We start from the raw sequence: 19,995 nt of genomic DNA on the forward strand, positions 1-19,995 counted from the left end.
GCGCATGCACGGACGCCAGGGCACGATGGCCACGATGGATCCCGAGGCGATGCGCGCGCATGCCGCCGATGCCGCGCGCCTGCTGAAGGTACTGGCGAACGACAAGCGCCTGATGCTGCTGTGCCTGCTGGTGGAGCGCGAGCATTCCGTCGGGGAGCTCAACGCGCGCGTGGCGCTGAGCCAGTCGGCCTTGTCGCAACACCTGGCCGTGCTGCGCGAGGACGGCCTGGTCAGCACCCGGCGCGAGGCACAGACGATCTACTACTCGCTCGCCGCCGGCCCGGCGCAACAGGTCATCGCCACCCTGCACGACCTCTACTGCGGTACCGGCCAACGACTCTGCGAGTGAACGCATGGACAGCCTGCGCATCGAACCCTTCTTCCACGCCGGCACCGGTACCTGGACCTACGTGGTCCATCGCGGTGGCGACGCGGTGGTGATCGACCCGGTCCTCGACTACGACCCCAAGTCCGGGCGCATCGGCACCGACAGCGTGCGCGCGGTGCAGGACTACCTCGCCGCGAACGACTTGAAGGTGCAGCGGATCCTGGAGACCCATGCGCACGCCGACCACCTCACGTCCGCGCAGGTGCTGCGCGCCGCGACTGGCGCACCGGTCGGCATCGGCCACGGCATCCGCGGCGTGCAGGCGCATTTCGCCGGCGTGTTCGGGATGGAGCCCGACGACCCGGCGCTGCGCGACGCCTTCGACGCCACCTTCGACGACGGCGACACGATCGAGGCCGGCGTGCTGCGGTTCACGGTGATGGCCACGCCCGGCCACACCCCCGACAGCCTGAGCTACGCGATCGAAGGCAACGTCTTCATCGGCGATACCCTGTTCGCGCCCGACGTCGGCGCGGCGCGCTGCGATTTCCCCGGCGGCGATGCCGACACCCTGTTCGACAGCATCCAGCGCTTCTACGCGATGCCGGACGACACCATCCTGTGGCTGTGCCACGACTACCCGCCGGCGACCCGCGAACCCCGCAGCAGCATGACCGTGGGCGAGAGCAAGGCCTCCAACCTGATGCTGCGCGGCGACACCACCCGCGCGGCATTCCGCGAACGCCGCCGCGCCCGGGACGCGCAACTCCCGGCCCCGGTCCTGCTGTACCCCTCGCTGCAGGTGAACATCCGCGGCGGCCACCTGCCGCCGGCGCAGCCGAACGGCCTGCGCTACCTCAGCACCCCGCTGCAGGGCGACATCCCGGCCGCCCTGGGTTGAACCCGTCCCCTCGCGCGGAGCGTCACACGACGCCCCGCGCAAGCAGGCAAAGGTGCGCCGCCTGGCCTAAGCTGGGGACATGTCGCATCCCCCGGCGCCCATCGAGCTCCAGGACCTCGACCACGCGGTCGAGGCCATGCTTGCGCGCATCGACGGCCCCCTGCACCTCGCTGCCCCGCTGGGCCTGGGCAAGCCGCACCGGCTGTTGAATGCGCTGTACGCACGCGTCGCCACCGACCCGACGCGTCGCCTGCATGTCTACACCGCGCTGTCGCTGGACCCGCCACGCGGGCGCAGCGACCTCGAGCGCCGCTTCCTCGACCCGCTGGTGGCGCGCCTGTACGGCGACGACTTCCCGCGCCTGGCCTATGTCGCCGCGCAGAAGCGTGACGCGCTGCCGGCGAATGTCGAGGTCGAGGAGTTCTACCTGCAATCCGGGGCGCTGCTGGGGTCCACGCAGGCGCAGCGGCGCTACGCCAGCCTCAACTACACGCATGTCGCGCGCGCGCTGGCCGACCGCGGGGTGAACCTCGTCCTGCAGAAAGTCGCCGCCAACGCGGACGGCACCCGGCTGTCGCTGTCGTCCAACACCGACCTCACCTTCGACACCCTCGATGCAATCGCCGCCCGCGGCCTGCCGCGGCCGCTGCTGGTCGCCGAGGTGGACCCACGACTCCCGTGGCTGGACGGGCAGGCGGTGGTCGATGCCGACTGGTTCGACCTGGTGGTGCGGCCCCCCGCGCCGCATCCGCCGCTGTTCGCCCTGCCGCGCGAACCGGTCGGCGACGTCGAGCACGCGATCGGGCTCTATGCGAGTGCGCTGGTCCGCGACGGCGGCACCCTGCAGATCGGCATCGGTGCGCTGGCCGACGCCTTGTGCCACGCGCTGGTCCTGCGGCACACCGACAACGCCGCCTACCGCCGCGTGCTGGAGGCGCTCAGTCCGGGCATCGCCACCCATCCGGCGGTCATCGCCAGTGGTGGCCTCGGGCCGTTCGAGCACGGGCTGTACGGCTGCAGCGAGATGATCAACGAGGGCTTCCGCGCGCTGGTGCAGCACGGCGTCCTGCGTCGCAAGGTGGTGGACGACGATGCGCTGATGCAGCGTCTCGCCGACGGCAACGCCAGCGACGCCGACCGCGCACGCCTCGCGCGCGAGGGCGAATTCCTGCACGGCGCGTTCTACCTGGGCTCGCCGGCGTTCTACGAGTGGCTGCGGACGCTGGACGCCGACACCCGCCGCGGCATCGGCATGCGCCGGGTCGGCGAAGTCAACGAACTCTACGGCGGGCACGAGGCGCGCGAACGCCTGCAACGCCGCGATGCGCGCTTCTTCAACACCTGCATGATGGCCACTGCGCTGGGCGCTGCGGTGTCGGACGGGCTGGACGACGGCCGCGTGGTGTCCGGCGTCGGCGGCCAGTACAACTTCGTGGCGATGGCGCACGCGCTGCCCGATGCGCGCTCGACCCTGCTGCTGCGCGCGGCGCGCGGGCGCGGCCCCAGCCGCGCCTCGAACATCCGCTGGGCCTACGGCCACGCGACGATCCCGCGCCACCTGCGTGACGTCTATGTCACCGAATACGGCATCGCCGACCTGCGCGCCAAGGTCGACGAGGACTGCGTGCTGGCGATGGCCGCGGTCGCCGAGGCGCCGTTCCAGTCCGGCCTGCTCGACGACGCGCGGGCGAACCGCAAGCTGGATGCCGGCTTCACCGCGCCGGCTGCGTGGTCGCGCAACACGCCCGAGCGGCTGCGGGCAGCGCTCGCCCCGTTCCGGCGCGACGGCACCCTGCCCGACTACCCGCTGGGCAGCGACTTCACCCCGGTCGAGCAGCGCCTGGTCAAGGCGTTGGGCTGGCTGCAGGCGCATACCGATGGCCGCCTCGCCACGCTGCGCACGCTGCTGGCCGCGCTAGCGGGCGACGCGGCCCCCGACCACGAGGCGCTCCAGCGCATGCGGCTGGACGCACCCCGCGGCCTGCGCGAACGCCTGGCCGCACGCCTGGTGGCGCACGCCCTGCGCCAGGCCTGACCTGACGGCTCAGTGCGCGCCGGCGCCCATGCCGCGCACGGTGAACGTGGTGGTCACCTTGCCGGCATCGCGGAAGCGCAGCGTCGCGGTGAACCGCTCGCCCTCCACCAGCGCGCGCTTGGGCTTGATGAACATCAGGTGGTAGCCACCGGGCGCGAGCACGACCTTGCCGCGTGCCGGCACCGGCAAGCCATCGGTGAGTTCGCGCATGCGCATCATCCCGCCGTCCATGCGCATCTCATGCAGTTCGACGCGCTGCGACAGGTCGCTCTCGGCACCCAGCAGCACGTCCGGCTTGTCGCCCGCGTTGACCACGGTGAGGAAGCCGCCGGCGACCGGCGCGACGGGAGGCGTCGCCCGCGACCAGGCGTCCTCCACGCGCAGCGTGGCCTTGGGGGCGGCGATGGCGCCGGCGACCGCGAGCAGGAGCGCGGCGGCGATGGCGAAGCGGGGGGAATGCGTGGTGTCCATGGGATCGTCTCGATTCGGGGGGTCAGGGTTCCAGGACGTCGTCCTGGTCCAGCAGACTCAGCGGACGGCGGTCGCCGGCGGTCCGCGACAGCAGGGCCATGCCCAGCACCACGGTCCAGCCGAGCAGCCAGAAGCCGATCGCCGCAAGGAAATAGATGAAGTAAGGCATCAGCCGATCCTCCCCGCGCCACGGTCGGCGAAGGGGACATCGGCGTGCGGTCGTGCAACGGGCATGGCCATGCTCCTGGCACACGGGTGGCGGCCTCGCGGACGCCGGACGCGCCGGGATCGGCGCGGTCGCGTGGGTCAGGCGTGCGGCGGTGGCCCGCGGGCGCCGAGTCCGGCCTGCGCACGGGCCGCGTACGGCCATGCGACCGCGTCGTGCAGCCGGGGCGGCGCCGCATGCAGCGACGGCATCGGCAGCGACACCGCTGAGAAGGGCGTGACCTGCGCCAGCAGGGGGCAGTAATCGCAGGCCGCATCCGACGAGTCACCGGCCGGGTCGGCGGGCCATGCCGCGTTCGCCGGCACCGCGGCGGGCGCGAGGCCATCCGCCGTGCACATCGCGCCCAGCGCCTGCGGCGCCGCGATGGCGGCGGCGCGGCTGAGCGTGGGCGCCAGCGCCAGCAACAGCACGGCGGCCAGCGCGAGGCGGGCCATCCAGTGCTGGAACGCGGGGGCGCGGAACGTCGTCACCGGGGCAGGATGCAGCGCGGCTCAGAGGCCGTCGATGACCTCGATCAAATGCGCGACGGTGAAGCCGAAGCGCGGCAGCAGCGCCTCGATCGGCGCCGAGGCGCCGAAGCTGTCGATGCCGACCACCGCGCCGTCCAGGCCCACGTACTTGCGCCAGAAATCGGAGACGCCGGCCTCGATCGCGACCCGCTTGCGGCAGGCCTTGGGCAGCACGGACTCGCGGTATGCCGCGTCCTGGCGGTCGAACACGTCGGTCGACGGCATCGACACCACGCGCACCCCATCGCCGAGCTGTGACGCGGCCTGCATCGCCAGCCCGACCTCCGAGCCGGTCGCGATCAGGATCAGTTCCGGGGTGCCGACGCTGTCCTTCAGCACGTAGCCGCCGCGCGCGATGTCGAGCAACTGGCCCTCGTCGCGCGGCTGGTGCGGCAGGTTCTGGCGGCTGAACACCAGGCAGCTGGGGCCGTCGGCGCGTTCGATCGCGGCCTTCCACGCCATCGCCGATTCGACCGCGTCGCAGGGGCGCCACACGTCGTTGTTCGGGATGTAGCGCAGCGAGGCGAGGTGCTCGACCGGCTGGTGGGTCGGGCCATCCTCGCCGAGGCCGATCGAATCGTGGGTGTAGACATGGATCGCGCGCACGTCCATCAGCGCGCTCATCCGCACCGCGTTGCGCGCGTAGTCGCTGAACACCAGGAAGGTGGCGTCGTAGGGCACGAAGCCGCCATGCAGCGCCAGCCCGTTGCTGATCGCGGTCATGCCGAATTCGCGCACGCCGGAATAGATGTAGTTGGCGTTCGGGTCGTCGCACGCGACCGACTTGCTGCCCTTCCACAGGGTCAGGTTGGAATGCGCGAGGTCGGCCGAACCGCCGACCAGCTCCGGCAGCAGCGGCGCATAGGCCTCGATGGCGTTCTGCGAGGCCTTGCGGCTGGCGATGGTCGGGCCGTCCTGCTGAGTCTTGATCGCGAACGCCAGCGCCGCATCGCCGAAGCCTGCGGGCAATGCGCCGCGCATGCGCCGCTCGAACTCCGCGGCCTCGGCCGGGAAGGCGGCGCGGTAGGCGGCGAAACGGGCGTCCCAATCGGCCTCGGGGGCCGCCAGGTCGCGCGCGCGCCAGCCGTCGTAGATCGCCTGCGGGATCTCGAACGGCGCGTGCGTCCAGCCCAGCGCCTCGCGGGTCGCCACCACCTCGTCCTTGCCCAGCGGCGCGCCGTGGCTGGATTCCTTGCCGGCCTTGTTCGGCGACCCGAAGCCGATGGTGGTGCGGCAGCAGACCAGGGTCGGCTTGTCGGTGGACTTCAACGCGGTCTCGATGGCGGTCTTGATCTCGACCGGGTCGTGCCCGTCGACGCCGCGCACCACGTTCCAGCCATAGGCCTCGAAGCGCTTCGGGGTGTCGTCGGTGAACCAGCCGTCGGTGTCGCCGTCGATGCTGATGTGGTTGTCGTCCCAGAACGCCACCAGCTTGTGCAGGCCCCAGGTGCCGGCCAGCGACGCGGCTTCATGCGAGATGCCTTCCATCAGGCAGCCGTCGCCCAGGAACACCCAGGTGCGGTGGTCGACGATGGCATGGCCGTCGCGGTTGAAGCGCTGCGCCAGCAGCTTCTCCGCCAGCGCGAAGCCGACCGCGTTGGCCAGGCCCTGGCCCAGCGGGCCGGTGGTGGTCTCAACGCCCGGAGTGACGTGGTTCTCCGGATGCCCCGGGGTCTTCGAGTCGAGCTGGCGGAAGCGCTTGAGGTCGTCGATCGACAGGTCGTGCCCGCTCAGGTGCAGCAGCGCGTACTGCAGCATCGAGCCGTGGCCGTTGGACAGGATGAAGCGGTCGCGGTCGGCCCAGCGCGGGTTCGCCGGGTTGTGCTTCAGGTAGTCGTTCCACAGCACCTCGGCGATGTCGGCCATGCCCATCGGCATGCCCGGGTGGCCGGAATTGGCGGCCTGGACCGCATCGATGGCGAGGAAACGGATCGCGTTGGCGAGGTCGCGGCGGCTGGGCGTCGTCATGGGCGTCGTGGGCGTCTTCTTGATGCGGATGCCAAGGCAGCCGCCGGGCGCCCGGCGGGATGCGGGCCGCCCATTGTCCCATCCGCGCCCGGGGGCTGCCAGCGCCCGGGGTGCGGCGCGGTTCAGCGCACCATGTCGTCCAGCTGCGCCATGGTCGCGTCGTCGGGCACGTCCTTTTCCCCGCTCCGGTGCGAGACCACCACCGCGGTCGCCAAGTCGCCGCTCACGTTGAGGGCCGTGCGGCACATGTCGAGGAAGGTATTGACGCCGAGGATGATGCCGATCCCTTCCGGCTTGATCCCGATGATCCCGCAGATCATCGCGATCACCGGCAGCGAACCCGAGGGGATGCCCGCGGTGCCGATCCCGCCGAGGATGCACAGCACCAGCACCATCAACTGCTGCGGGAACCCAAGCTCGATGCCGTAGACCTGCGCCAGGAACAACACGGTGATGCCCTCGAACAGGGCGGTGCCATGGTGGTTGGCGGAGGCGCCGACGGTCAGCACGAAGCGGCTCACCTTGCGCGGCAGCTTGAGGTTCTCCTCGGCGACGCGCAGGGTCACCGGCAGCGTGGCGGTGGACGATGCGGTGGCGAATGCGGTCAGCGAGGCCTCCTGCGTGCCGCGGAAGAACGCCACCGGCGACATCCCGCCCATGAAGCGGACCCACAGCGGCAGCACCACGAAGCCGTGGATCGCCAATGCGACCAGCACGGTGACCACGAACCAGGCCAGCCCCCGGATCACGTCCCAGCCGAGCTGCGAGGTGAGGTTGAACATGAAGGCGGCGACGGCGTACGGCGCCAGCTTGATGAACATCCCGATCAGGTGCATGCAGATCTCGAACAGCCCGTGCAGCGCGTTCTTGAACGCGCGCGTGCCGGCGGTCGGCTTCATCACCAGGCCGATGCCGATCATCAGCGCGAAGAACACGATGCCGAGCTTCTGCTTGTCGTCGGCCATCGCACCCACGATGTTGTGCGGGACGATGTTCACCAGCAAGTCCATCAGGCGCAGTTCGTTGCCCTTGCTAACGATCTCGCCCGCCTTCATCACGTTGCCGCTCATTGCCTGCTGCACCAGGCCGGGGTCCATGTGCATGCCGGGCTGGAACAGGTTCACCGCGACCAGGCCGATCCCCACCGCGATCGCGGTGACGGTGGCCGTGTAGGTCAGCGTTTTCCAGCCCAGCCGCCCGAGCGAGGCGATGTCGCCCAGCTCCGCCACGCCCAGCACCAGCGCGGAGAACATCAGCGGCACGACGAGCATGAACAGCAGGTTGAGGAAGATCTGCCCGAAGGGCTTGGTGGCGTAGGTGATCACCGCCTGCACCCAGCCCGCATCCGCCGCGGTCGCATGCACCGCCAAGCCCAGCAGCGTCCCCAGCACGAATCCGATCAGCACCTTGAAATGCAGGGCCATGCCCTTCGACGGCGCCGGCCGGGTGGATTCGATCGAATGCATGCGTGGCTCGCGATGGTGACGATGGCGCAGCTTAACAAACGCCCGCGCTCACTCCGGATACAGCGGCGGCAGCGGGTCCTGCGATGTCCGTGCCGACGCGCGCCGCCAGCGCGGCCCGCCCGCGAAGGCCTGGCGCAACACGGCGAGCACCGCGGCGGGGTCGTCGCGTCCCCAGCGCGCGGCCTGCAAGCGCGCCAGCGCGGCCGACTGCGTCGCATCGTCGAGCCGCGCCCGCACCGTGGCGAGGTCGGCACCCGGACCCGCCGCGGCCACCAGCGCCTGCGCGATGCCCGCGAGCTCGCCCGCCTCCAGCGCCTGGGCCAGGCTGGGCGCGTCCTGCGTCGCGCGATCCACGGAGGCCGACGCCTGCGGCCGGCGCCGCATCGCCCACCACGCGACCGCCGCCAGCAACACGACCAGCAGGACGCCGATGCCCCACCGCAGTCGCAGCGAACCACGCGCGTCGCGTGGACTGCGCAGCGCATCCGGCGTCGAAGATGAAGGCCCCATCTCCGGTGCGGCATCCGTCCCCGGCGCCACCTGCAGGCGCAGCGGCGGCAGGCGGGCGGTGCGCGCGACCCCGGCCTTCGCGTCCCACCAGGCGATGCGCGGTCCTTCGATGGCAAGCGCGCCGGCCTGCAACGGCACCAGCGCGATCCGCCGGCGCAGGGTCGTGCGCGGGCGGCCATCCGCCAGCTGCTCGTCGGATTGCGGCGGATCGGCGAACACCTGCACCGCCGCCGAGGCCGGCAACTCGAGCGCCGGCAGCTGCGCCGCGTTGGCGCCGTCGGCCTGCACCTCGAGCTCGACCGTCACCGCCTCCCCGACGCGACCGCGGGTCGGCGCCTGCAGGTAGCGCAGGCGCAGGTCGTGCAACGGCAACCAGGGTTGCGGCGCATCGGCCGGGATCGGCCGCACCTGCAGGCGGGTGTTCGCCGAGGCGGCGGACAGCGGCTTGCGGCCATCGTCGAACACCTGGTCGAAGAAGCCACCCGCGGCCTGCCCATTGAAGCGCGCGCCCGGCAACACCAGCGGCCCGCTGCGCTCGGGCACCAGCAGGAACCGGCGTTCGACCACGTTGTAGCGGCGCCCGCCGATCTCGCGCTGGTAGGTCACGTCCTCGCCCACCCGCTGCAAGCTGGCGTGCGCCGGCGGATCCTGGTCGAGTTGCCCGGACAGCAACGGGATCGCGTAATTGAGCCGGACCACCACGCCCACCGCCTGCTGCACGTAGGGCTGGGTGGCGTCGATGCTGGTCTCGACGAAGGCGTCGGCACCGCCGTTCGCCGGTTGGACGGTGGGCGGCATCACCACCAGCCGCAGCGGCGCGGTGCGCGTGTTGCCGACGCGCAGTGCGGGCACCTGCAGCACGCCGGGACCGCGCGGACGCAGGCCCACGGCGAACAGCGAGCGCGTGGTCGCGCGACCACCCACCAGGTCGTAGCTGCGACGCACGGTCTGCCCGGCGACTTCGAACTGTGCCGCCAGCGGGCGGTAGTCGACTTGGCGCACGTCCAGCCCGGTCTCGATGTTGAGGGTGACGGTCTCGCCGTATGTGATGCGGTCGCGATCCAGCCATGCGCGAGTCTGCGCGAAGGCGGGCAGCACGCACAGCCACAGCAACAGCGCGCACCAGCGGGTCGGATGCCGGTTCACTGCAATTGCCCGCGCCGACGCGCGTCCTCCAGCCGGAAGCGCGCGCGCAACAGGCCACCGGGATCATCCGGGACGCGCTGCAACTGCGCCTGGTTGGCCAGCCTGCGTTCGCGCTGCGCCGCGGTTTCCGGCGTTGGCTCCTGGCGCTGGCCCGTGGCCAGCGCCTTGCCCTGGCGTCGCAAGACCTCGTCCATGAGGCGCCTCTGCGCGGCATCGGCCTGGGCCTGTTGTCGCGCATCGCGCGGTGGTTCTGGCGCGGCCTGCGAACGCCCGCGTGCCTGCTCGCCCGCCTTGGCCGGCGAAGACGATGCCTTCGCCTGATCCTCGCCGTCCCGGGGTGTGTCCTGCGACGGCGACTGGCCGGGTTGCGGCGCCTGCTGGCCCGGCTGCTGCTTGGCGTCGCGTTGCTTGGGTTGCTGGCCGCCCGGCGGCGGCTTGCGCTTGCGCGCGGCATCGACAATGGCGCGGTTGGTCTTCGCGTCGGCCATGCCGGGGCGTGCCTTGAGCGCGCGGTCATAGGCGGCGATGGCCTCGTCGTAGCGCCCGGCCTTGGCCAAGGCATTGCCGAGGTTGTACTGGCCTTCGGCGCTGGGATTGCCGGCGAACTTGTCGATCGCCGCCTGGTAATCGCCCTGGCGGTAATCGGCGATCCCCGACTGCATGCGCGCATACGCCTGCTGGTCGGCGCGACGCCACCAGCCGCCATCGGCTTGCGACGGCGATTGCGCCTGCACCGGCGCCATCGGCATGCCCAGGGCCAGCAGCAGGCACAGCGCCAGGCCGCCACCGCGGCGGAACAGCGGCAAGGCGAGCAGCATCACCAGCGGCAGCAGCCAGTAGCCGTCGTCGCGCCAGCTGCGGCGTTGCTCGCCCTGCGCGGCCTCGGCATCGCCCGCGGCCGGCGCCAGCACGCCCAGCGCGCGCAAGTCGTCGTCGCCGGGCACCAGCGCGCGGTAGTCGCCGCCACCGGAAGCGGCGAGGCGCTGCAAGGCATCGGCATCGAGGCGCGCATCACCCACCCCGTCCGGTGATTCGAACACGCCGCCGCGCGGGCTGCCGACGCCGAGCACCGACACCGCGTAGCCGCTGGCGCGGGCGCGGGCCGCCTCGGCGAAGGCATCCGCATCGGCGCGGTCGGTCATGACCAGGATACGGCCGCGCTGGAAGCCGCCCTGCCGCAACAACCGCGCGGACCAGGCGATCGCGCGGTCGGCGCGGTGGCCATCGGCCGGCATCACGTCCGGCGCCAGCGCATCCAGGAACAGCGCCACGTTGCCGGCGTCGTCGGTCAGCGGGGCGACCGTGTAGGCATCCTCGGCGAACGCGACCAGCGCCACCTGCCCGCCGCTGCGTTCCCGCAACAGCGTCGCGAGCTTGGCGCGCGCCTGCGCGAGGCGCGAGGGCGGCAAGTCGCGGGCCAGCGTGGCGAACGACAGGTCCAGCGCCACCACCAGCGGCTGCCGTGCCTGCCACAGCGGGATCGCCTCCTGGCGCAGGCTCGGGCCGGCCATCGCGACGAGCGCCAAGGCGAGCGCCGCCAGCGCGGACCAGCGGCCCCATGGCCGCATGGCTTGGCGGTCGGCCTGGCCTTCGAGCAGGTGCGGCAACAGGTGCGCATCCACCACCTGCCGCCAGCCCTGGCGCTGGCGTGCCGCGCGCCGCAGGCCCCAGGCCAGCAGCGGCAGCGCAAGCAGGCCCAACAGCCACCACGGGCGCAGGACATGCAGCTGCGACAGGGCCTCGAACATCGCGTTCATCGACGCCGCCCCGCCGCGAGCGCGAGCAGGCCGACCAGCAGCGCCGCGCCGAGCGGCCACGGATAGCGTTCGATCCGCGGGCGCACCGCCGCGCCCTGCCGCGCGATGGGCTCCAGCCGATCGATTTCGGCATAGATGCCGGCCAGCGCCTCGGTGTCACGGGCGCGGAAGAACCGCCCGCCGGTGGTCGCCGCGATCCGCCGGAGGCCGGCCTCGTCGACCTCGTCGCCCCCCATCGGCAGCTGGAACCCCAGCACCGACAGCGCGCCACCCGCGCCGCCGAAGGCGATGGCATGCACGCGGATGCCGTTGTCGCGCGCGATCCCGGCGGCCTTCTGCGGATCCAGGGTGCCGGCGGTGTTCACGCCGTCGGTGAGCAGGATCAGCACCCGCTCGCCCGCCGGTTGCCGTTGCAGGCGCTTGGTCGCAAGCGCGATGGCATCGCCGATCGCGGTCGCGCGCCCGGCCAGCGCGACCACGCTGCCGGCGAGCTGCTCGCGCACGCTGTCGCGGTCGAGGGTCAACGGCGTCAACGCATACGCGCGATCGCCGAACACGATCAGGCCGACGCGGTCGTCCACGCGCCGGTCGAGGAAATCCGCGAGCACGGCCTTCGCGGCGGTGAGGCGGTCGACGAGGCGTCCGCCGAGTTCCATGTCCTCCTCGCCCATGCTGGCCGACAGGTCGACCGCCAGCATCAGGTCGCGCCCCACCCGCGGCGGGGCGACCGGCGCGCCGAGCTGCAGCGGACGCGCGGCGGCCACGCACAGCAGGCACCAGGCGATGTAGGCGAGCCACGGGAATCCCCTGGCCACCGCCCCCACCTGGCCGCCCCCCGCGATGCGGCGCAGCCGCTCGCCCCACGGCACGCGCAAGGCGGGCTCGCGGGACGCCGGCGCAGCCACCAGCCACCGCACCAGCAACGGCAGCAGCAGGGCCAGCAAGGCCCAGGGCCAGGCGAACCCATCGACGCCGAGCCAGTCGCGCAGGCCGGTCATGGCGGCGACATCCAGCTGGCGAAGCGCAGGCGCGCGACCACCCTCAAGGCCTCGACTTGCGCTGGCGCGAGTTCGCGACGGTAGCCGCCGTCCTGCAACAGGCGCCCGGGGCCGTTGCCAAACGCGGGCTCCGGCAAGCCGGCGTCCAGCGCCGCCAGCCAGGCCTCGCCATCCAGGGCTTCGGCACCGGGTTGCACGTGGCGGGCCGCACGCCGCAGCAGGTCCGACATCGCCGCGACCTGCGCTTGTGGCGTTGGTGCGCCGGCGACGGCCGCATCGAACATGCGCAACATCTTGGCGCGACGACGCCTGCGGCGCAGGACACGCCATCCCCACCCGGCCAATGCCGCGCACAGCAGCGCGGCGAGCAGCCACCAGCCGGGCGCCAGCGGCCACCAGGGCGGCGGCGTACCGGCATGCACGTCGAGCAACTGCAGCGGCGCGTCATTCATCGCGCGCGACCCTTGGGCTGGTCGAGCAGCGGCAGCCAGGCCTCGCTGGGATCCGCGCAGGACAGGGCCATCGCGCGCACCCCGCAGCCCTGGAGCAGGGCCAGCGCCGCATCCAGGCGGCCCCCGAATTCGCCGCGCCAGCGCTGGCGCACATTGTCCGCATCCAGCGCGAGTTCGACCCGTTCCCCGTCGCCCCCACGGAAGGGCAGGCGTGCCGCGGGCGGCGCCAGTTCCAGCGGATCCGTGAGCAGGACCGCATGCACCTCGTGGTGCAACGCAAGGCCGGACCAACGCGCCTTCGGCACCTGGTCGATGCTGGCGGGATCGGCCAGCAGCACCAGCCGCGACCCCGGGCGCAGCAACCGGCTCGCATGGTCGAGGGCGATGCCGAGCCCGGCATCCTCGTCCGGCCGCGTGGCGTACCAGCGCGCCAGCGCGTCCAGCACCCGCAGCGCGCCTCGCGGGCCGGAGGCCGGCGGCACCGGCGCCTCGCGCCGGCTCCCGCGCAACGCGGCGATTCGGTCGCCGTCGCGCACGGCGGTCCACGCAGCCAGCGCACCGGCGCGCGCCGCCTGCACCGATTTGAAGCGCACGCGGGTGCCGAAGTACAGCGTCGGCGCGGTATCCGCGAGCAACAGGGTCAGCCGCTCGCGCTCGGCCTGGAACAGCTTGGTGTGTGGCCTGCCGGTCCGCGCGGTCAGGCGCCAGTCGATGTGGCGGGCGTCGTCGCCGCGCGCGTAGTCGCGCGATTCGGCGTACTCCATCCCGCGACCGCGCAGGTTGGACAGCGCATGCCCCTGCACCCCGCTGGCGCCACGGCGCGCGGGACGGCGTCCGTCGGCCAGCGCGCGCAGCGCGACCAATTCGGCCAGCGTGGGCCGCACGCCCGCGGCATCCGCCATGGCCCGGACCGTGTCGATCGCCATCGAAGCCGCGCCTGCCGCCCGCTGCCTCAGGGCAACGGCACGCGCAGCAGCAACTCGGCGACCAGGCGCTCGCCGTCCCAACCTTCCGCGGTGGCCTCGTAGCTCGGCAGCACGCGGTGGCGCAGCACGTCCGGAGCGATCGCGCGCACGTCCTCCGGCGTGGCGAAGTCGCGGCCGTCCAGCCAGGCGCGCGCGCGCGCGCAACGCTCCAGCGCGATCGAGCCACGCGGACTGGCACCCCAGGCGATGCGACGGGCGAGCGCGGCGTCGTAACGGGCGGGCTCGCGCGAAGCCAGCACCAGTTCCACGATGTACCGTTCCAGCGCCGGCGCGACATGCACGTCCAGCACCGCGCCTCGCGCCGCCATCACCTCCGCCTGTGCGATGCGCAGCGGCGGCGCGGCCGCTCCCTCCATCGCGTCGCGCGCCCGCGCACGCGCGAGGCGCAGGATCGCGGTCTCGGCGTCGGCCTGCGGATAGCCGATCCGTACGTGCATCAGGAAGCGGTCGAGCTGGGCTTCGGGCAACGGGAACGTGCCCTCCTGCTCGATCGGGTTCTGCGTCGCCATCACCAGGAACAGCGCGGGCAAGGCATAGGTCTGCCGCCCGACGGTGACCTGGCGCTCGCCCATCGCTTCCAGCAGGGCCGACTGCACCTTCGCGGGTGCGCGGTTGATTTCGTCCGCCAGCAGGATGGAATGGAAGATCGGCCCGGGCTGGAATTCGAAGCGGCCGTCCTGCGGACGCCAGACCTCGGTGCCGGTCAGGTCCGCCGGCAACAGGTCCGGGGTGAATTGCACGCGCGCGAAGTCCGCTTCCAGGCGTGCGGCCAGCGCGCGCACCGCGGTCGTCTTGGCCAGCCCCGGCGCGCCCTCGACCAGCAAGTGCCCGTCGGCGAGCAGCGCGACCAGCAGCCGTTCAACCAGGCCGGTCTGGCCGATGATCTCGCGCGACAGGTCGTCGCGCAGGGCGGTGAACGAGGCGTGCAAGGCCGCGAAGTCGGGTGAGGGCGTGTCCATGGCATGTCCTTGCAGGGTCGGCCGGTTCGACCACGGCCGCCCCGGAAGGTTCGCACCTTCACGGCAAGCCGGCCCCGCGCGCAAGGCCCAAACGAAACGGGAGCCCTGCGGCTCCCGTCACGTCGACGCGTGTGGCTGCTGCGGATCAGCGCTGGGCGACGCGCATCACCTTCGGCGTCACGAACACCAGCAATTCGGCCTTGGTCTTGGTCCGGCTCTTGTTGCGGAACAGGTTGCCGAGGACCGGGATATCGCCCAGGAACGGCACCTTGGCGATGTCGTTGCTGTCCGAGAACTCGTAGACGCCACCGATCACCACGGTCTGGCCATCGTCGACCAGCACCGCCGTGTTCACTTCGCGCTTCGCGATCTGCGGCACTTCGCCGAAGCTGCCGACGCTGATGAAGCCGTCCAGCTCGTCCTTCTTCACGCCCATGTTGAGGAACACGCGGCCATCGTTGGTGATGGTCGGCGTGACCTTCAACTCCAGCACCGCTTCCTTGAAGTTGACGGTCGGGGTGAGGTTGCCACCGGTACCGGTCAACGTCACGTAGCCGATTTCGCGCCCCTGCTTGATCACCGCCTCCTTCTGGTTGCTGGTGACGATGCGCGGGTTGGAGATCACCTCGCCGCGGCCCTGTTCCTGGATCGCGGACAACTCGATGTCGAGCAGGTAGCCCGCGTTGAGGATCGACAGCGCCAGCGCGCCCGCCGGGTTCTCGAGAGTCGCCGGCAGGTTGGTCATCAGGCCGCGGGTGATGGAACTACCCACCAGGGTCGGCGTCACGCAGCTGGACGGGTTGGTGCCGGCCAGGCAGGCGTTGTAGTTGTTGATCAGGGTGGTGTTGGTCTGCTGCGCCTGGTAATCCGCGTTGCGATTCGTGGAATTCGTTTCCAGGTTCCCGCTGTAGTAGGCATTGTCCTTGGCGCCGCTGATGCCGAAGCGCGCGCCCAATTCGCGCGCGACGCTCTCGTTGGCGATCACGATGCGGGCCTCGATCACCACCTGGTCGACCGGCTTGTCCAGCTGCTGGACCAGCGAGCGGATGTTCGCCACGCGCGACGGGATGTCGATCACCAGCAGGGTGTTGGTGCGCTTGTCGTAGCTGATGCTGCCGCGCTGCGACAGGAAGCCGCGGTCCATGTTCGACTGGCCGCCGCCCTGGCCGCCGTTGGAGACTGTGTTGCCCTTGCTCTCTTCGGTCAACAGGCGGGCGATGTCCTCGGCGCTGCCGTAATTCACCGGGATGTACTCGGTGACCTTCTCGGCGCGCTCCTCGAGGTTGATCCGCGCGTCTTCCTTGGCCTGCTCGAAGTCCGAGATCTCCTTCTGCGGGGCGACCCAGACCACGTTGCCGCTGCGCCGCTTGTCGAGCGACTTGGCCTGCAACACGATGTCGAGCGCCTGGTCCCACGGCACGTTCATCAGGCGCAGGGTGACGTTGCCCTGCACGGTGTCGGCGGCGACGATGTTGAGGTTCGACTCTTCGGCGATCAGCTGGAGGACGGTGCGCACCGGCACGTCCTGGAAATTGAAGGTGACCGGCTTCCCGCTGTAGCGCACGGTCGCGTCGCTGCTGGTCGCGCCGACGCGGGCGGCGCCGACGGCCGCGGCCGGCTTGGCCCCGGCGACCGGGGTCGCCCGCGGCACGATCTCGACGATGTATTCGTTGCCGCTCTGGTACGCCATCGATTCGAAGGCGCCGCGAGTGCCGAGCACGAGCTGGGCGCCGCTGCTGGTAGCGTGCGCATCGATGCGTTGCACCGGCGTGGCGAAATCGCCCACGTTGATCGGGCGTTGTAGCGCCGCGGGCAACTGGGCATTGCCGATGTCGACAACCACATTGCCGCCCATGTTGCGCATGTCCGGGGCCGCGCCGTCGCCGGAGAAGCGCAGGATCAGCTTGCCGGAGCCCCCATCGCCGCGCTTGAAATCGATCGACGACACGCTGACCCCGTCGGGTGCGCGCTTCGCGGGATCTGCCATCGCGCCGATCGCGGATTGGCCCATCCCGGCGACGGGCACCGCGGTGCCCGCGCTGCTAGCGGCCGCATACAACCCGAGCGCGATGCCGATCGCGCACGCGCGCAGGGACAGGGGGCGCCGGACGGGCCGCAGCTGCTTCTCGTTGGTGACGGTCATCGGTGTCTCCCCAATCAATTGTCTTCAAGCGCGATGGTGGCCGGCCGTTCCAGCCAACCCCCTGCACCATCGGGAACCAGTTCGACCAGTTCGATCCGGTCTTCATAAACGCCGGTCACCCGGCCATCGCTCTGCCCGAGGTAGGCACCAGGCCGCACCCGGTAGGTCACCTTGTCCGGCGCGAGCACCAGCGCGACCATGCCGGGGCCCCGGCCCAGGGTCCCGACCATGTCGAGGCTGTCGAGCGGGAATTGTTCGAGGGTCTGCTTCGCACGGCCCGGATCCGGACGCGGCCCGCTCCCGGCGGCGCCGCTGAAGGCCTCGCTGAAGGGGTCGCGCAGGTTCTGCGCGGCGTATTCGAAGGTCTCGAACTGCTGCATCACCGGCAGGGGGTCAAGCGGCGGCGCTGGCCGGGCCTTGACCTCCGCCACCCATTTCTCGAGGTCGCCCTTGGCGCCGCCGCAGCCCGCCAGTAGGGCGCACAGGAACAGCGACGACCAGCGAATGCCACGAACGGCATCATGCGTGCGCATCTCAGGCACCTCCCTGCGCAGGCTTGGCGGGTGCCGAGGCCGGTGCGGCCGCGGCTCCGGCCGGGGTAGACGATGCGGCCTCGGCCGCTTCCTCTTCGTCCAGGTAACGATAGGTCTTCACCGTGCCGGCGAGTTCCAGCGCGCTGTTCGGACCGATCCGCGCGTTCGGGTTGGTCTTCGCATCCTTGGGCTGCAGCGAGATGTCGTGCATGGTCATGATCACGACACGCGGCAGCGAGGCGACGCCGCTCACGAAGGCCCCGAACTGGTGGTAGGTGCCCACCATGCGCAGTGCGATCGGCTTCTCGGCGTAGAACTCCTTTTTGGTCTCCGGGCCCGGCTGGAACAGCTCGTTCTGGATCCCGGTGGCCAGCGCGGTCTGGGAGATGTCCACGATCAGGTCGGGCATCTCGGTGCGGCTGGGCAACTGCCGCAGCATCTGCTGCAGTTGCTGCTCCATCTGCGCCAGCTGCTGCTTGAGGGGACCCAGGTTCGCGGCCCGCCCCTGCTTCTTCTCGAAGTCGGCGCGCAGGGTCTGCTCCTGCCCCTCCAGCCCTTCCAGTTCGTTGCCCTTGTCGCGCACGAACAACCACCAGCCCAGCGCCACGATCAGCAGCGCCACGAATCCGCAGAACACCAGCTGGGCCTGCCTCGGCCACGATCCGATGCTGTTGATGTCGAGATCGCGGAGGTTGACCTTCCTGTTATCGGCACTCACTTGGCAGTCCCTCCCGCAGCCGCCGGCGCCGCCGGCTCCGTCCCGCCCTCGTCATCCTTGGGCGCGTTCGGGTTGGCCAGCTTCACCTTGAGGTTGAATTCGTAGGGCAGGCCTGGCTTGCCTTCCTTCGCTTCGATGATGTTCAGGTCGGGATTGGTCATCCAGCCCGACCCCTCCAGGTTGCGCATGTAGGTGGAGACCCGCGCATTCGATTGCGACCGTCCGTTGAGGGTGAGGATCTCGCCCTCCTGCTTGATCGAGGTCAGGGTGACCCCGTCCGGGATCGTCCGCACCAGCGAATCGAACAGGTGGACCATCTGCGAACGGTTCGCCTGCAACTGCTCGATGACTTCCTTGCGGGCCAGCAACTTGGACTTCTTCTTGTCGAGCTCGTCGATCTCCTTGATCTGCGCATCGACCTTGGTGATTTCGTCGCGCAGGTACTGGTTGCGGGCCTCCTGCCCGGCGATCCGCCCGTTGTAGATCGTGACGATCAGCAGCGTCAGCAGGATGCCGGCCAGCGCAGCCAGGCCCAGCATCACCCCGAATTCCTTCTGCCGCGCCTTGCGGCGCTCCGCGCGCCACGGGAGGAGATTGATCCTGGCCATCAGTCGAAGCTCCTCAGTGCGAGCCCGCAGGCGATCATCAGGGCCGGTGCATCCTGCGCGAGGGCGTGGGCCTGCACACGCGGGCCCAGCGTCATGTGCGCGAGGGGGTTGGCCATCGACGTCGAGACGCCGAGTTGCTCCTCGACCATCGCGGCGATACCCGGGATCGACGCACAGCCGCCAGCCAGCACCACATGGTCGACGCGGTTGAATTCGCTGCCGGCATAGAAGAACTGCAGCAGCCGGCTGACCTGCTGGACCATCGCTTCCTTGAACGGGTCCAGGACTTCGACTTCGTAGCTCTCGGGCAAGCCGCCCTGGCGCTTGGCGAGGCCGGCTTCTTCGTAGCTCAGGCTGTAGCGCCGCATGACTTCGTCGGTCAGCTGCTTGCCGCCGAACACCTGTTCGCGCGTGTAGATGCTGCGGCCACCTCGCAACACGTTCAGCGTCGTCATGGTGGCGCCCACGTCCACCAGCGCGACCAGGCCGTCGCGCGGGACGTTCAAGCCACCCGCCATGAGCGCGTAAGCGTTCTCGATCGCGAAGGCCTCGACGTCGATGACCTTGGCGGTCAGGCCGCCCAACTCCAGCGCGGAGGCCCGGACTTCGACGTTCTCCGAGCGGGACGCCGCCAGCAGCACCTGCACCATCTCGCTGTTACCGGGCATCGGCCCCAGCACCTCGAAGTCGAGGTTGACCTCCTCGATCGGGTACGGGATGTAATTCACCGCCTCGAGCTCGATCTGCGATTCGAGGTCATCGTCGTTGAGGCCAGCGGGCATCGGGATCAGCTTGGTGATCACCGACGAACCCGAGACGGCCGCGGCGGCATGCTTGGTCCGCGAACCGGATCGCGCCACCGCGCGACGAATGGCCTCGCCGACGGCCTCGACCTCGACGATGTTCTTCTCGACCACCGCATTCGGCGGCAGCGGCTCGACCGCGTAGTGCTCGACCCTGTAGCGGTCGCCCGAGCGGGACAGCTGCAGGAGCTTGACCGCGGTCGAACTGATATCAACGCCGATCAACGGCGATTGCGTTTTCGTCACCAGACCCACGGTATCTCCCCTTCCCACGGGCGCTTACGCGCACTTGGTGCTGAAGTACATGAATAACGGACTTTTCACACATTGGCAACTACTGACGCAATTTGCCACTGCCTGGCAGCCCGCATTCCTCGGTACCCGTTCTCCCTAACGCAGCATCCCGCGCCGACCGGTCGCTCCCCCAAGCCACCGGTCCAATCGGATGGCTACTCTATACTCCGCGCCCCAGCATGCC

The 19,995-nt window shown here is 70.7% G+C and carries 19 protein-coding genes; 3 read left to right on the top strand and 16 right to left on the bottom strand.

Annotation, left to right across the window (positions count from 1 at the left end; all coding sequences use genetic code 11):
- Window positions 1–4 precede the first annotated feature (4 nt).
- The 3 genes from ON759_RS06360 to ON759_RS06370 all read left to right on the top strand — a co-directional run bounded on the left by ON759_RS06360 (window position 5) and on the right by ON759_RS06370 (window position 3,264).
- Window positions 5–349: an ArsR/SmtB family transcription factor gene (locus ON759_RS06360; protein ID WP_271679515.1), complete on the top strand. Its 345-nt coding sequence runs from the start codon at window positions 5–7 to the stop codon at window positions 347–349.
- Between the two features lie 4 nt (window positions 350–353).
- Window positions 354–1,229 (top strand): MBL fold metallo-hydrolase, encoded by an 876-nt coding sequence (locus ON759_RS06365; protein ID WP_271679516.1) that lies wholly within the window; start codon window positions 354–356, stop codon window positions 1,227–1,229.
- A gap of 79 nt (window positions 1,230–1,308) precedes the next feature.
- Window positions 1,309–3,264 (top strand): acetyl-CoA hydrolase/transferase C-terminal domain-containing protein, encoded by a 1,956-nt coding sequence (locus tag ON759_RS06370; RefSeq protein ID WP_271679517.1) that lies wholly within the window; start codon window positions 1,309–1,311, stop codon window positions 3,262–3,264.
- A gap of 9 nt (window positions 3,265–3,273) precedes the next feature.
- On the opposite strand, the gene ON759_RS06375 is transcribed toward ON759_RS06370, so the two are convergent.
- From ON759_RS06375 to ON759_RS06450, 16 genes are all read right to left on the bottom strand, one after another.
- Complete coding sequence (locus ON759_RS06375) at window positions 3,274–3,735, bottom strand: copper chaperone PCu(A)C (RefSeq protein WP_271679518.1); 462 nt, start codon at window positions 3,733–3,735, stop codon at window positions 3,274–3,276.
- A gap of 22 nt (window positions 3,736–3,757) precedes the next feature.
- Window positions 3,758–3,904 (bottom strand): hypothetical protein, encoded by a 147-nt coding sequence (locus ON759_RS06380; RefSeq protein ID WP_271679519.1) that lies wholly within the window; start codon window positions 3,902–3,904, stop codon window positions 3,758–3,760.
- A 137-nt stretch (window positions 3,905–4,041) separates the two neighbouring features.
- Entirely contained in the window at window positions 4,042–4,431 is a 390-nt protein-coding gene (locus tag ON759_RS06385; protein WP_271679520.1) for a DUF2946 family protein, read from the bottom strand.
- Window positions 4,432–4,452: 21 nt separating this feature from the next.
- The gene (gene tkt, locus ON759_RS06390; protein ID WP_271679521.1) at window positions 4,453–6,438 is read right to left on the bottom strand and encodes a transketolase; all 1,986 of its coding nucleotides are present in this window, start codon (window positions 6,436–6,438) and stop codon (window positions 4,453–4,455) included.
- 122 nt (window positions 6,439–6,560) lie between these two features.
- Window positions 6,561–7,895 carry a dicarboxylate/amino acid:cation symporter gene (locus tag ON759_RS06395; protein ID WP_374380119.1) on the bottom strand — a complete coding sequence of 445 codons (1,335 nt, stop codon included), beginning with the start codon at window positions 7,893–7,895 and terminating at the stop codon, window positions 6,561–6,563.
- A gap of 57 nt (window positions 7,896–7,952) precedes the next feature.
- On the bottom strand, window positions 7,953–9,560 hold the full coding sequence (locus ON759_RS06400; RefSeq protein ID WP_271679523.1) for a BatD family protein: 1,608 nt from the start codon (window positions 9,558–9,560) through the stop codon (window positions 7,953–7,955).
- A complete protein-coding gene (locus ON759_RS06405; protein ID WP_271679524.1) occupies window positions 9,557–11,317 on the bottom strand; it encodes a tetratricopeptide repeat protein in 1,761 nt (586 codons plus the stop codon). Before ON759_RS06405 ends, ON759_RS06400 begins: the two co-directional genes overlap by 4 nt.
- Window positions 11,314–12,315: a vWA domain-containing protein gene (locus ON759_RS06410; RefSeq protein WP_271679525.1), complete on the bottom strand. Its 1,002-nt coding sequence runs from the start codon at window positions 12,313–12,315 to the stop codon at window positions 11,314–11,316. The genes ON759_RS06405 and ON759_RS06410 overlap by 4 nt, the downstream gene beginning before the upstream one ends.
- Window positions 12,312–12,767, bottom strand: a complete 456-nt coding sequence (locus ON759_RS06415) for a DUF4381 domain-containing protein (RefSeq protein WP_271679526.1) — start codon at window positions 12,765–12,767, stop codon at window positions 12,312–12,314. Before ON759_RS06415 ends, ON759_RS06410 begins: the two co-directional genes overlap by 4 nt.
- Window positions 12,764–13,693, bottom strand: coding sequence for a DUF58 domain-containing protein (locus tag ON759_RS06420; protein WP_271679527.1), 930 nt, complete (start codon window positions 13,691–13,693; stop codon window positions 12,764–12,766). Before ON759_RS06420 ends, ON759_RS06415 begins: the two co-directional genes overlap by 4 nt.
- 26 nt (window positions 13,694–13,719) lie before the next feature.
- Window positions 13,720–14,712: an AAA family ATPase gene (locus ON759_RS06425; RefSeq protein ID WP_271679528.1), complete on the bottom strand. Its 993-nt coding sequence runs from the start codon at window positions 14,710–14,712 to the stop codon at window positions 13,720–13,722.
- Window positions 14,713–14,857: 145 nt separating this feature from the next.
- Complete coding sequence (locus ON759_RS06430; RefSeq protein ID WP_271679529.1) at window positions 14,858–16,855, bottom strand: type IV pilus secretin PilQ; 1,998 nt, start codon at window positions 16,853–16,855, stop codon at window positions 14,858–14,860.
- Between the two features lie 14 nt (window positions 16,856–16,869).
- Entirely contained in the window at window positions 16,870–17,388 is a 519-nt protein-coding gene (locus ON759_RS06435; RefSeq protein ID WP_425608451.1) for a pilus assembly protein PilP, read from the bottom strand.
- Window position 17,389: 1 nt separating this feature from the next.
- The gene (locus ON759_RS06440; protein ID WP_271679530.1) at window positions 17,390–18,106 is read right to left on the bottom strand and encodes a type IV pilus inner membrane component PilO; all 717 of its coding nucleotides are present in this window, start codon (window positions 18,104–18,106) and stop codon (window positions 17,390–17,392) included.
- Window positions 18,103–18,714 carry a PilN domain-containing protein gene (locus ON759_RS06445; RefSeq protein WP_374380045.1) on the bottom strand — a complete coding sequence of 204 codons (612 nt, stop codon included), beginning with the start codon at window positions 18,712–18,714 and terminating at the stop codon, window positions 18,103–18,105. Before ON759_RS06445 ends, ON759_RS06440 begins: the two co-directional genes overlap by 4 nt.
- Entirely contained in the window at window positions 18,714–19,772 is a 1,059-nt protein-coding gene (locus tag ON759_RS06450; RefSeq protein ID WP_271679531.1) for a pilus assembly protein PilM, read from the bottom strand. Before ON759_RS06450 ends, ON759_RS06445 begins: the two co-directional genes overlap by 1 nt.
- Window positions 19,773–19,995: the final 223 nt, after the last annotated feature.

It is taken from the genome of Thermomonas mangrovi, assembly GCF_028201335.1.
Classification (GTDB): domain Bacteria; phylum Pseudomonadota; class Gammaproteobacteria; order Xanthomonadales; family Xanthomonadaceae; genus Thermomonas; species Thermomonas mangrovi.

What these genes read in the sequence shown, in the direction of transcription:
- ON759_RS06360 (WP_271679515.1), top strand. Translation starts at nt 5, where the DNA reads ATGCACGGACGCCAGGGCACGATGGCCACGATGGATCCCGAGGCGATG.
- ON759_RS06370 (WP_271679517.1), top strand. Translation starts at nt 1,309, where the DNA reads ATGTCGCATCCCCCGGCGCCCATCGAGCTCCAGGACCTCGACCACGCG.
- tkt (WP_271679521.1), bottom strand. Translation starts at nt 6,438, where the DNA reads ATGACGACGCCCAGCCGCCGCGACCTCGCCAACGCGATCCGTTTCCTC.
- ON759_RS06365 (WP_271679516.1), top strand. Translation starts at nt 354, where the DNA reads ATGGACAGCCTGCGCATCGAACCCTTCTTCCACGCCGGCACCGGTACC.
- ON759_RS06425 (WP_271679528.1), bottom strand. Translation starts at nt 14,712, where the DNA reads ATGGACACGCCCTCACCCGACTTCGCGGCCTTGCACGCCTCGTTCACC.
- ON759_RS06420 (WP_271679527.1), bottom strand. Translation starts at nt 13,693, where the DNA reads ATGGCGATCGACACGGTCCGGGCCATGGCGGATGCCGCGGGCGTGCGG.
- ON759_RS06430 (WP_271679529.1), bottom strand. Translation starts at nt 16,855, where the DNA reads ATGACCGTCACCAACGAGAAGCAGCTGCGGCCCGTCCGGCGCCCCCTG.
- ON759_RS06435 (WP_425608451.1), bottom strand. Translation starts at nt 17,388, where the DNA reads ATGCGCACGCATGATGCCGTTCGTGGCATTCGCTGGTCGTCGCTGTTC.
- ON759_RS06380 (WP_271679519.1), bottom strand. Translation starts at nt 3,904, where the DNA reads ATGCCTTACTTCATCTATTTCCTTGCGGCGATCGGCTTCTGGCTGCTC.
- ON759_RS06410 (WP_271679525.1), bottom strand. Translation starts at nt 12,315, where the DNA reads ATGACCGGCCTGCGCGACTGGCTCGGCGTCGATGGGTTCGCCTGGCCC.
- ON759_RS06405 (WP_271679524.1), bottom strand. Translation starts at nt 11,317, where the DNA reads ATGAACGCGATGTTCGAGGCCCTGTCGCAGCTGCATGTCCTGCGCCCG.
- ON759_RS06445 (WP_374380045.1), bottom strand. Translation starts at nt 18,714, where the DNA reads ATGGCCAGGATCAATCTCCTCCCGTGGCGCGCGGAGCGCCGCAAGGCG.
- ON759_RS06415 (WP_271679526.1), bottom strand. Translation starts at nt 12,767, where the DNA reads ATGAATGACGCGCCGCTGCAGTTGCTCGACGTGCATGCCGGTACGCCG.
- ON759_RS06375 (WP_271679518.1), bottom strand. Translation starts at nt 3,735, where the DNA reads ATGGACACCACGCATTCCCCCCGCTTCGCCATCGCCGCCGCGCTCCTG.